We start from the raw sequence: 11,778 nt of genomic DNA on the forward strand, positions 1-11,778 counted from the left end.
TGCCGCGGCGGGGTCCGGAGGATCCCCGGGCGTTCTCCGGGTGATCTGCGGTCGGCGTCCGGTGGACCGGGGTTCACGATCCGGTCACACTCGGGGTTCGGTCGTGCGCAACCCGCCTCGGTCCTGTCAGGATGGCGACGTGGTTGCGGTTCCCGGGTCGGACGACGTCCGTCAGCGCACGGTCGAGGCCTACGGGCTGATCGACCACGAGGGCCCGGTCGAGCGGTTCGCCCGCGTCACCCGGGTGGCCAGGCAGCTCTTCGACGTGCCGGTCGCCACCATCACCGTCTTCGACGGCGACCAGGCCCGCTACCTCGGTGCCCAGGGCTTCGACGGCGAGCCGCTCCCGCGCCTGGACACCTTCTGCGCCACCACCACGATGGTCAACGACGTCATGATCGTGCCGGACGCCGAGCGCGACGAGCGCTTCCAGGACCTCCCGATGGTCGTCGAGGACGGCGTGCGCTTCTACGCCGGCGCCCCCCTGCGCGACGGCCGTGGCACCGTGCTCGGCGTGCTCTGCGTGACCGACCAGCGCACCCGCGAGGTCGGCCCCGAGCTGACCCAGGGCCTGCTCGACCTGGCCTCCTGGGCCGAGACCGAGCTGATCTCCTCCCACGAGATGGCCACGGCCGGGCGGGTCCAGGCCTCGATGCTGCCCGGCGACGTGCTCGCCGTGCCCGGCTGGGACATCGCGGGCCTGTGCCTGCCGGCGGCCGCGGTGGGCGGTGACTTCTTCGACTACGCCGTCGACCAGGGCGTGATCACCCTCGTGCTGGGCGACGTCATGGGCAAGGGCACCGGCGCCGCGCTGGTGGGGGCCGGGGTGCGCAGCGCGCTGCGCGGCACCCGGGCGGCGGTCGCCGGTGGCGTCGACCTCGGCGTCACGACCACCCAGGTCGCGCGGGTGCTGCAGGCCGACCTCGAGCGCGCCGACTCCTTCGCCACCATCCTCAGCGCCGCGATCGAGGTCGAGGACGGCTGGCTGCGCTGGGTCGACGCCGGGCTGGGCCTGGCCGTGGTCGTGCGCGCCGACGGCACCGTCGAGCAGCTCGGGGGCGAGGACCTCCCGATCGGGGTGCTGCAGGACTCCTACTGGACCGAGCACGGCACCACGCTGGCGCCCGGCGATCGGCTCGCCGTCGTGAGCGACGGTCTGCTGGACCTGCTCGAGGAGCCCCTGGAGTGGTGGAACGAGCTGGGCGCGATGCTGCGCGGCGCCGGGTCGGCCACCGACCTGCTGGCCGAGGTGGCCCACCTCAACGGCCGTGCCCCCGCCACCGACGACGTCACCGTGATCGCGGTGATCCGCGAGCCGGAGCAGGACGGCTGATGGCCCGCCGCGAGGGCGGTCGCCACGCCCAGCCGTCCCCCGGTCCCGCCGACGACCGCGACGCCGCGGGCGTCAGCCGCGACCAGCAGCGGCGCGTGGCGGCGCTGGTGGCCGAGCGCGGCCGCCCCGAGCGGCTCCCGCTGACGCGCCGGCTGCTGCTCATCCGGATCATCGTGATCCTCACCGCGCTGCTCGGCATCAACTACGTCGCCTGGCGTTGGCTGTTCTCGGTGAACTGGCCCTACTGGTGGATCGCGGTGCCGCTGGTGATCGCCGAGACCTACAGCCTCATCGACTCCCTGCTCTTCGGCATGACGGTCTGGCGGCTGCGCGAGCGCGGCGAGCCGCCGCCGGCGCCCGAGGGGCTCACCGTCGACGTCTTCATCACCACCTACAACGAGCCGATCGAGCTGGTGATGACCACCGCGCGGGCCGCCAAGGCGATCCGCTACCCCCACCGCACGTGGGTGCTCGACGACGGCAACCGGCCCGAGATGCGCGCCGCCGCGGAGGCCGAGGGCATCGGCGTCATCAACCGCTCCGCCGACTGGGTCGGGATGCCGCGCCACGCCAAGGCCGGCAACCTCAACAACGCCCTGCTCGCCACGGACGGTGAGTTCCTGATGATCCTGGACGCCGACCAGATCCCGACCCCGGAGATCCTGGACCGCACGCTGGGCTACTTCACCGACGAGCAGATGGGGCTGGTCCAGACCCCGCAGTACTTCGTCAACGTGCCCGACCACGACCCGCTCGGCAGCCAGGCGCCGCTGTTCTACGGCCCGATCCAGCAGGGCAAGGACGGCTGGAACGCCGCCTTCTTCTGCGGCTCCAACGCCGTCATCCGCCGCGAGGCGCTGATGCAGATCGGCGTCTCCCGCTACGCCCACGACATCGAGGTCGGCGTCGGCAAGGCGCTGCGCACGGCCGGGGCGGTGCTCGAGGAGGCCCGGGCCGCGCTGACCCCGGAGGACCAGCACCTCGCGCCCGCGCTCGACGCCCTGGAGTACGACGTCAAGAAGGCCCGTCGCGAGCTGGCCCGCGGGGTCGCCCTGTTCGACGTCACCTACCGCTTCCAGCGCCGCGTCGACGACGTGCACCGCCAGCTCGTGGCCGCCGACGTGCAGGCGCTGCAGGAGGACCTGGCCTTCATCCGTCAGCTCGAGGCGGTCGCGGAGGACCCCACCGACTCCCTGGCCGACGTCAGCGAGAGCGCCCTGGACACCATCGCCCACCGGGCGTGGTCGCCGCTGGGGGCCATCGACGCCGTGCGCGCGCTCGTCGACGCCGTCGACGTGGGCCGGGCGGGCGAGGCCCAGCCGATCATGCCGATGGCCACGATCTCGGTCACCGAGGACATGGCCACCTGCATGCGGATGCACGGTCTGGGCTGGCGCAGCGCCTACCACGACGAGGTGCTGGCCCACGGTCTCGCGCCGGAGGACCTGCAGACCATGCTCACCCAGCGGCTGCGCTGGGCGCAGGGCACGATGCAGGTGCTGCTGCGCGAGAACCCGCTCACGCAGTCGCGGCTGCGCTGGCCGCAGCGGCTGATGTACTTCGCCACGATGTGGAGCTACCTCTCGGGCTTCGCCGCGCTGGTCTACCTCGCCGCCCCCATCACCTACCTGATGATCGGGGTGCTGCCCGTACAGGCCATCAGCACCGACTTCTTCGTCCGGCTCATCCCGTTCCTGATCGTCAACCAGCTGCTGTTCTTCGTCGTGGCCGACGGCAGACCCACCTGGCGGGGGCAGCAGTACTCGCTCGCCCTGTTCCCGACCTGGATCGCCTCGGTGACCTCGGCGTTCGGCAACGTCGTGCTGGGCCGCGACCTCGACTTCGCCGTCACCCCCAAGACCAAGCAGGCCGACACCGGTCCGCGCTGGGACCTCGTGCGGCCCCAGCTGATCGCGATGGGCCTGCTGGTGCTGGCCCTGGTCGTCGGCTCGATCCGGATCGCGGTGGGGCAGGCGGGCCCGCTCGGCACGATCTTCAACATGGTCTGGGTCGTCTTCGACCTCGCCATCTTCTCCGTCATCATCCGCGCGGCGCGCTACAAGGGCTTCGAGCCCGCCAGCGCCGCCCCCGATCCCCACGAGCCGGTCGCCGCAGGAGCGGCCGGCGGACCTGCAAGCCGAGGAGCAGCATGACCGAGTTCGCCGTGAGGATCGATGGCCGGGGCGTGGGCGTCGTGACCCCCCAGGGGCGGCTGACGATGGTGTCGGCCCGCAGCCTGCGCACCGCCGTCGAGGAGCTCGTGGCGGGCGGGGCCCCCAAGGTCGTGGTGGATCTCTCCGAGACCACGTTCCTCGACTCCTCCGGCCTCGGGGCGCTGATCGCCGGGCTCAAGACCTGCCGGCAGGCCGGGGGCGACCTGCGGATCGCCTCCCCCACCGACGCCGTGCTGGCCGTCCTGCAGCTCACCAACCTCGACAAGGTGCTGCGTCCCCGCGAGTCCGCGGAGACCGCCTTCGATGTCTGACCACGCCCCGCCGGGCGGCCCGCTGCGGTGGGAGGTGACCGCCCCCGCCGAGCCCGCCGTCGTCGACACCGTGCAGGACGGACTGGTCGCCCTGTGGCGCGAGGGTGCGGTGGACCCGCACGTGGCGCTGCGCCTGGAGCTGGGGCTGGTCGAGATCGTGGCCAACATCGTCGAGCACGCCTACGACCCCGCCGAGACGGGCCGGGAGATCACCGTGGTGGTGGAGGTCGCCCCCGGCCGGGTGACGGCCTCGGCGTGGGACAACGGCCGCCCCACCGGCATCGACCTGTCCACCGTGGCCCTGCCCGAGGACGACGCCGAGTCCGGCCGTGGTCTGGCGATGGCCCTGGCGGCGCTGGACGAGCTGCGCTACGAGCGCGACGGGGAACGCAACCGCTGGTCGCTGGTGTGCCTGCGGTGACCACGCCCCCCACCCGACTCCCTCGCGTCCCCGCCCGGCTGCTGGCGCTGCTGGCCGCCCTGGCGGTGCTGATGCCGCTCGCGCTCGGCCTCGCCGCCCCGCCCGCCGGTGCCGCCGCGGGTGACGCCGGCGACCCCTCGCCCGACCCGGTGCCGGCCCTGCCCGAGGCCGGTCGGCCGTGGTTCGGCCCCGGTCTGGACTGGAGCGCCGACTCCGCCCAGGCCTACGCCGACCGGCTCGGCACGACGCCCTCGCTCTACGCCCAGCGGGTGCACTACCCGGTCACGTCCCAGGACGAGGAGTTCCTGCGCCAGTTCGCCCAGCAGGCCGCGAGCCAGGGCGCCGTCGCGGTGGTGAGCATGGAGCCCCAGCTCGCGCTGGACCAGCTCACCGAGGCCGACGCCACCCGGTTCGCCGGGATCCTGGCCGACCTCCACACCGAGTACGACGTCTACTTCCTGGTGCGCTTCGCCCCGGAGATGAACGGCACCTGGGTGATCTGGGGCCAGCAGCCCCGCCAGTTCAAGACGGCGTTCCGCACCGTCGCCGACGCCGTGCACGCCGCCACCGAGCACGCCGCGATGGTGTGGTCGCCGGCCTACGGGTCGGGCTACCCCTACGGCGCGGCCTACGGCGAGGTGCCCTCCGCCGGACCCCGCGAGACCGACCTGCTCGACACCGACGGCGACGGCGAGGTGACCGAGGCCGACGACGCCTACGGTCCCTACTGGCCCGGCGACGACGCCGTGGACTGGGTGGGCCTGTCGCTGTACCGCTTCGGCGACGCACCGCCGTTCGGTCCCAACACCCTGCCCGACCCCACGGAGTACCGCGACCGGCTGGAGGAGACCGCCGGCTACGGCACGGGCGGGGTGCGGCAGCCGTTCTACGAGCGCTACGCCGAGGACCGCGACCTGCCGATGCTGGTCGAGACCTCCGCCCTGTTCAACCTGCAGGCCTCGGTCGGTCCCGGCGACCTGGCGATCAAGCGCGCCTGGTGGGAGCAGGTCTTCGACGCCGACAGCGACTACCCCCTCATCCGGGGCATCAGCTGGCTCGAGCTGACCCGCCCCGAGGCCGAGATCGACGACGACCGCGCCTCCTGGGAGGCCACCCGCACCGAGGAGCTGGCCTCCGCGCTGCGGGCCGGGCTGGAGGCCGGCGACCTCACCCTGGGGGCGGTCACCCGGGTGCTCGACACCGAGACCAACTCCCTGGCCACCGCCCAGGGCCGGCTGCCCCAGGGCGAGGACTCCGGGGCCGCCACCGGCATGGGGTGGATCGTGTTCTGCGCCGCCGCGCTCGCGGTGCTCTACCTGCTCGCCGGGCTCGCGGGGCGCTTCGTCCCGTCGTGGCGCTACCCCGACGAGAACGCCTCCCGCGACCGCCGGCTCGACCTGCTGCGCGGGTGGATCATCATCGCGGTGGTCGTGACCCACACCGAGGTCAACGGCCTGTGGAGCTACCTCACCCTCAACGGCATCGGCGCCATCACGGGTGCGGAGCTGTTCGTGCTCCTCTCCGGGATCGTGCTCGGCATGGTCTACCGGCCCGCCGTGCGCCGGATGGGGGAGTGGGTCACCGCCGTCACGATGTGGCGCCGGGCCCGCAAGCAGTACGTCACCGCCGTCGTGGTGGTGCTGCTCGTGCCGCTGCTGGGGCTGATCCCGTACGTCAGGGCCGAGGTCGTGAGCACCTTCACCGACCGCGGCACCGGTGAGAACGGGGCCGCCGCGCTGGGCCAGGTCTACGACCTCTACCCCAACGTCGAGCGGCTGCTCGACTACCCGCCGCCGTGGTACGCCGTGCGCTCGCTGCTGCTGCTCGAGATCGGTCCCTGGGTCTTCAACATCATGGGCCTGTTCGTCGTGCTCAGCCTGCTGCTGCCGCTGCTCATGGTGCTGATCAAGCGGCGGCTGTGGTGGGCGCTGCTGGCGCTGTCGTGGACGGCCTACGTCGTCGGCACGATCACCGACTACCACCCGCTGAACTCGCAGTTCGAGTTCGTGTTCCCGCTGCTGATCTGGCAGCTGCCCTTCGCCCACGGGCTCGTGATCGGCTGGTACCGCCGCGAGATCACCGCCGCCCTCACCAGCCGCTGGGGCAAGATCCTGGTCGGCCTCGTCGTCGTGGCCTACGCCGCGGTGCTGGTGTGGCTGTGGGTGTGCTTCCGCGAGGGCTGGAGCCCGGTGTTCCTGCCCGACTCGACCTACCTCTGGCTCTACGACAACGCCTACATCCGGGTCTTCCTCCAGCCGGGCCGGCTCTTCGACCTGCTGCTGATGATCGTGGTGCCCTACGCGGTGCTCACCACCTGCTGGAAGCCGATCGACAAGGCCGTCGGCTGGTTCTGGACCCCGCTGGGCGAGAACAGCCTCTACGTCTTCATCGTCCACGTCTTCTTCGTCATCGCCGTCGGCAGCCTCACCTTCCTCCCCGTGGAGAACTACTGGGTCGGCACCGCCGTGCACACCGTCGTCGTGCTGCTGATCTGGGCCATGGTGCGCTCGAAGTTCCTCTTCAAGGTGATCCCGCGGTAGCCGTCTCCCGTTGTCACCAGCGGAATGCACCGGTTTCCGGCAGGAAATGGTGCATTCCGCTGGTGACAACGGGGAGCCGTACCCCCCACTCGCCTGATAAGAGTGATTCCCATTAGCATCTGCGGGTGCCTGGTTCTGCCCTGCTGCTCGACGGCGTGTGCGTGGACGCCCCGCGCGCGCGGCTGCTGCACGGCCTGACGCTCACCCTCGCCCCGGGTGAACGGGTGGCGCTGCTCGGGGCGTCGGGGTCGGGGAAGTCGGTCACGGCCGGGGCGGTGCTCGGCACGCTCCCGCCCGACCTGCGGGTCTCCGGGCGGGTGGAGGTCGACCGCTCGGCGCTGGCCTGGGTGCCGCAGTCGGGAGCGGCCGTGCTGCACCCGTTGCGACGGGTGGGGTCCCAGCTGCGCCGTCCGCTGCGGGCGCGAGGCGACTCGCCCGCCGCCGCGTGCGCCGCTGCCGCGCGCCTGGTGGAGCGGCTCGGCCTCGACCCCGAGCCCACCCTGCGCGCCTTCCCCCACGAGCTCTCCGGCGGCCAGCGCCAACGCGTCGGGATCGCCCTCGCGCTCGCCCTCCCGGCCCGGGTGGTGGTTGCCGACGAGCCCACCAGCGCCCTCGACGGCGTCGCGGCGGCGCGGGTGCGCGAGGCGCTCGACGGCCTGGACGCCGCGCTGCTGCTCATCACCCACGACCTCGCCCTCGCCGCCGCGCTGTGCGACCGGCTGCTGGTGCTCGACGACGGCCGGCTGGTCGACGACGTCGACTGGCGGCGGTGGCACGACACGCCCCGGGCGCCCGCGGCCACGGCGTTGCTGGAGGCCACCCACCGACTCGCGGGTGGGGCCCGGTGACGCTGCTGGCCGCCCACGGCGTCACGGTCCGGGTGGGGGCACGCACCCTGCTGCAGGACGTCGACCTCGCAGTGGGCTCGGGTCGGACCGTCGCCCTCGTCGGCGCCTCCGGGGCCGGCAAGTCCACTCTGCTGCGGGTGCTGCTCGGGCTGCAGCCCGTGGCGGCCGGTCGGGTCGAGGCCGACGGCGCGCCACTGCCGGTGGGCCGCGGGAGCGCGGCGCGGCGCCTGCGGGCCCGCGTGCAGTACGTGCCGCAGGACCCCGGCCTGAGCCTGGACCCCCGCTGGAGCGTGGGGCGCAGCATCGCCGAGCCGTGGCACCGCCTCGTCGGTGGGTCGTCGGCGCAGGCGCGCCGCGCGGTGTCGGCCGCGCTGGAGGCCGTCGGGCTGGACCCGGACCTCGCCGCCCTGCAGCCCGGTCGGCTCAGCGGCGGGCAGGCGCAGCGCGCCGCCGTGGCCCGCAGCCTCGTCACCGGCCCGGACCTGCTGTTGGCCGACGAACCCACGAGCGCCCTCGACCCGGTGCGCCGCGACCGGTGGCACGACCTGCTCGTCGCTCTGCGCCGGGACCGCGGCCTCGGCCTGCTGCTGGTCTCCCACGACCTCGCCGCGGTGCGCCGCTGCGCCGACGAGGTGGTCGTGCTCGACGGCGGCGTCGTCGTCGAGCGCGGCGGCCCCGGCCTGGTGGAGGCCCCGTCGCACCCCGCCACCGCCGCGCTCGTGGCGGCCGCACTGCCGCTGCCGCGCGGCCTCACCCCCCGATCCGCCTGCGCCGCCGCGGCGCGGGCCCACTCCGAGGAGAACCCATGAACCGACGCCGTGCCTCCCGCGCTCGCGCCGCCGCCCTGAGCCTGACGGGCCTGCTCGGCCTGACCACCCTCACCGCCTGCGTGGGTGGGGAGGAGGAGCCGGCCGCGGCCGGCGAGGAGCGGCTCCGGCTCGCGATGCTGCTGCCGCCCCGCTCCGGCCTGAGCCCGTTCAGCGACGACGCCTTCAAGCTCTCGCGCTGGAGCACCGGCGAGACGCTGGTGCGCCTGGACGCCGACGGCGTCGCGCAGCCGGTGCTGGCCACCGCCTGGGAGCAGCAGGACGACCCGCGCACCTGGCACCTCGACCTGCGCGCGGGGGTGACCTTCCACGACGGCACCGCCCTGACCAGCGCCGAGGTCGTGACGGCGCTCAACGCCGTCACCGCCGCCGATCCGGTCCCGCGGGTGCTGGACGGGGTCGACCTCGAGGCCGCCGCGGTGGACGACGACACGGTGGCCGTGACCACCGCCGTGGCCGACCCGCTGCTGCCGAACCGGCTCTCCAGCCCCCAGCTGACGATCCTGAGCCCGGCGGCCTACGACGGCGGGCCGGTGGACCCGGTCGGCACCGGTACCGGGCCGTTCGAGCTCACCGAGGTCGCCGGCACGACCGGCGCGACGCTGGAGCGCTACGACGACTACTGGGGCGAGCCCGCGGTGCTCGACGGCATCGACGTGACCTTCGTGCCCGACGGCACCGCGCGCGCGGCCGCGCTGCGGACCGGCACCGCCGACGTCGTCGAGGCCGTGCCGGTGGCGCAGGCCGCCGCGATCGGGGACGACCTGCTGCACGAGGTGGCGATGCCGCGCACCAACACCCTCTACCTCAACAACGACACCGGCCCGTTCGCCGACCCCGCCGTGCGGGCGGCCGCGCGGGCGGCCATCGACCGGGCGCTGCTGGTGAGCGACGTCTACGAGGGGCGGGCCGACGTCGCCGAGGGTCTGCTCGGGCCCGCCATCCCCTGGGCGGCGGAGCTGCGCGCACCCGTGGCCGGTGCGGAGCCCGCGAGCCCCGCCGAGGTCGGCGGCGCCGAGATCACCCTGGGCACCTTCACCGACCGGGCCGAGCTGCCCGAGGTCGCGGTGCTGATCGAGCAGGCCCTCGAGGTGGCCGGGTTCGAGGTCACCCAGGACGTGCGTGAGTACCAGTTCATCGAGGCCGACGCCCTGGCCGGGGAGTTCGACGCCTTCGTGCTCTCCCGCGCCACCCTGCTCGACACCGGCGACCCGGTGGCCTACTTCGCCAGCGACTTCTCCTGCGAGGGCGGCTTCAACATCGCCCAGCTGTGCGACCCCGCGGTCGACGCCGCCATCGAGCGGGCCGCCGGGCTCGCGCCGGGGCCGGAGCGGCAGGCCGCCACGATGGAGATCGAGTCGCTGCTGCTGGCCCGCGACGCGGTGGTGCCGCTGCTGCACGAGCGGGTGCTGCAGGGCGAGGCCGCCGGGGTCGCCGACGTCGCCCGCGATCCCCGGGAGCGGGAGCTGGTGACGTCGATCTCCGCCGTCACCGCACGGTGACGGCGGGAGGGTCCCGGGCCGATCTGGGTGGCGCGGTCCTCGTCGGCGCCTCCCGCGCGGGGGCGATCGCCGGTCTGATCGGTCTCGTGGCGCTGCTGCCGTGGGTGGCGGCGACCGACCCCGCCTCCACCGTGCTTCGGGCGCGCTACGCCGAACGCGAGGCCACCCCGGAGGCGGTCGCCGCGGTGCGGGCCGAGCTGGGTCTCGACGCCGGGCCGCTCGCGTTCCTCGGCGACTGGCTGGGTGGCCTGCTGCGCGGCGACCTCGGCACCTCGTGGGTGAGCGGCCGCCCGGTCACCGCCGGCCTGCTGGACGCCCTCGGGGTCTCGCTCACCCTCATGGCCCACGCCCTCGGCGTGGCGCTCGTCCTCGCGGTGCTCCTCGCGCTCCCGTCGCTGCGGGCGGCGGTGCGGGGACGTCCGCGGTGGGGCGTCGGCGCGATCGGCGTCGGTCTCACCGCGGTGCCGGAGTTCGTGCTCGCCCTCGCGCTGCTGCTCGTGGGCGCGGTCGGGCTGGGCTGGTTCGATCCCTACGGCTGGGACAGCCCCTCCGACGTCGTCCTCCCGGCGCTCGCCCTCGGCCTGCCGGCCGGCGGGCTGCTCGGACGGCTGCTGGCCACCGCCCTCACCGGCGTGGCAGGAGAGCCCTGGGTGGCCGCGTGGCGGGTCGCCCGCTGCCCCGCGCCGGCGCTGGCGGGCGCCCTGCTGCAGCGCGCCCTGCCCTCGGTGCTGGGCCAGCTCGGCCTGGTCGTCGTCGGGCTGCTCGGCGGCGCGGTGGCGGTGGAGCAGGTCTTCGCGGTCCCCGGGCTGGGGCGCGCGATGCTCGGGGCGGCCATCGCCCAGGACCTGCCCGCCCTGCAGGGCTCGCTCGTGCTCGTGCTCGCCGCCGCGCTGGTGGTGGGGCTGCTGGTGGCCCTGCTGCGTCGGGCGCTGCTCGGGCCGGCGGTCGGGGCCGGTGCGCTGCCGCTGCCCCCGCCGGTCGTGGTGGTGCGCCGTCGCGACGCCGTCGTCCCGCTGCTCGGGCTCGCCGTGCTGCTCGTGATCCTCGGCGCCGGGCTGGTGCGCGACCCGTTCGCTCCGGACCGGGGCCGACTCACGAGCCCGTCGGCGGCGCTGCCGTTCGGTGCCGACGCGAGCGGCCGCGACCTCCTGGCCCGGGTGGCCCACGGTGCGCTGAGCACGCTCGGGGCCGCCGTGCTGGCCGTGCTGGCCTGCCTGCTCCTCGGCCTGGTGGTCGGGGTGTGTCAGCGCGTGGGCACGGGCCCGACCGAGGTGGCCAACGCCGCCCCGCCGGTGCTCGCGGGACTGGTGGTCGCGGCGATCGCCGGCCCCTCCCTGCCCGGTGCCGTGGTGGCCGTGGTGGCGGTGGGCTGGGCCCCGCTCGCCGCGCACGCCGCCGCCCTGGTGACCGAGAGCCGCGCCCAGCCCCACGTGGCGCTCCTGCCCGTGCTCGGGGTCGGCCGGGTGCGCGGCCTCGTCGTCCACGTCCTGCCCGCCGTGCTGCCGCCCCTCGCCCGCCACGCCGTCGTCCGGCTGCCCGCCACGGCGCTGGCGCTGGCCTCGCTCGGCTTCCTCGGTCTCGGGTCGCAGCCGCCGTCGCCGGAGTGGGGTCGCCTGCTCGCCGAGGGCAGCCCCTACCTGGAACGGGCCCCGTGGACCGTGCTCGCCCCGCTCGGGGCGCTCGTCCTGGTGGCGGTCACCGCCGTGGCGGCGTCGGTGTGGCAGCCCCGGTCTCGGTAGCCCGACGTCACCAGCGGAATGCCCCCGTTTCCGCCCCGAACCGGTGCATTCCGCGGGTGACGACGGGAGGCGGGGAGCCGCAG

The 11,778-nt window shown here is 74.6% G+C and carries 9 protein-coding genes; all 9 read left to right on the top strand.

The window, feature by feature from the left end:
- Positions 1 to 139: 139 nt before the first annotated feature.
- The 9 genes from ACERUJ_RS14190 to ACERUJ_RS14230 all read left to right on the top strand — a co-directional run bounded on the left by ACERUJ_RS14190 (position 140) and on the right by ACERUJ_RS14230 (position 11,695).
- Positions 140 to 1,333 (top strand): PP2C family protein-serine/threonine phosphatase, encoded by a 1,194-nt coding sequence (locus ACERUJ_RS14190; RefSeq protein ID WP_370249318.1) that lies wholly within the window; start codon positions 140 to 142, stop codon positions 1,331 to 1,333.
- On the top strand, positions 1,333 to 3,486 hold the full coding sequence (locus ACERUJ_RS14195; protein WP_370249319.1) for a glycosyltransferase family 2 protein: 2,154 nt from the start codon (positions 1,333 to 1,335) through the stop codon (positions 3,484 to 3,486). Before ACERUJ_RS14190 ends, ACERUJ_RS14195 begins: the two co-directional genes overlap by 1 nt.
- The gene (locus tag ACERUJ_RS14200) at positions 3,483 to 3,818 is read left to right on the top strand and encodes an STAS domain-containing protein (RefSeq protein ID WP_370249321.1); all 336 of its coding nucleotides are present in this window, start codon (positions 3,483 to 3,485) and stop codon (positions 3,816 to 3,818) included. The genes ACERUJ_RS14195 and ACERUJ_RS14200 overlap by 4 nt, the downstream gene beginning before the upstream one ends.
- Positions 3,811 to 4,239, top strand: coding sequence for an ATP-binding protein (locus tag ACERUJ_RS14205; protein ID WP_370249322.1), 429 nt, complete (start codon positions 3,811 to 3,813; stop codon positions 4,237 to 4,239). The genes ACERUJ_RS14200 and ACERUJ_RS14205 overlap by 8 nt, the downstream gene beginning before the upstream one ends.
- On the top strand, positions 4,236 to 6,779 hold the full coding sequence (gene opgC / locus ACERUJ_RS14210) for an OpgC domain-containing protein (RefSeq protein ID WP_370249323.1): 2,544 nt from the start codon (positions 4,236 to 4,238) through the stop codon (positions 6,777 to 6,779). Before ACERUJ_RS14205 ends, opgC begins: the two co-directional genes overlap by 4 nt.
- Before the next feature lie 125 nt (positions 6,780 to 6,904).
- Entirely contained in the window at positions 6,905 to 7,627 is a 723-nt protein-coding gene (locus tag ACERUJ_RS14215) for an ATP-binding cassette domain-containing protein (protein WP_370249324.1), read from the top strand.
- Positions 7,624 to 8,436, top strand: a complete 813-nt coding sequence (locus tag ACERUJ_RS14220; protein WP_370249325.1) for a dipeptide/oligopeptide/nickel ABC transporter ATP-binding protein — start codon at positions 7,624 to 7,626, stop codon at positions 8,434 to 8,436. The genes ACERUJ_RS14215 and ACERUJ_RS14220 overlap by 4 nt, the downstream gene beginning before the upstream one ends.
- Entirely contained in the window at positions 8,433 to 9,956 is a 1,524-nt protein-coding gene (locus ACERUJ_RS14225; RefSeq protein WP_370249326.1) for an ABC transporter substrate-binding protein, read from the top strand. Before ACERUJ_RS14220 ends, ACERUJ_RS14225 begins: the two co-directional genes overlap by 4 nt.
- An 86-nt stretch (positions 9,957 to 10,042) precedes the next feature.
- On the top strand, positions 10,043 to 11,695 hold the full coding sequence (locus tag ACERUJ_RS14230) for an ABC transporter permease subunit (protein WP_370249327.1): 1,653 nt from the start codon (positions 10,043 to 10,045) through the stop codon (positions 11,693 to 11,695).
- Positions 11,696 to 11,778: the final 83 nt, after the last annotated feature.

The organism is Nocardioides sp. (assembly GCF_964228225.1).
GTDB lineage: Bacteria > Actinomycetota > Actinomycetes > Propionibacteriales > Nocardioidaceae > Nocardioides.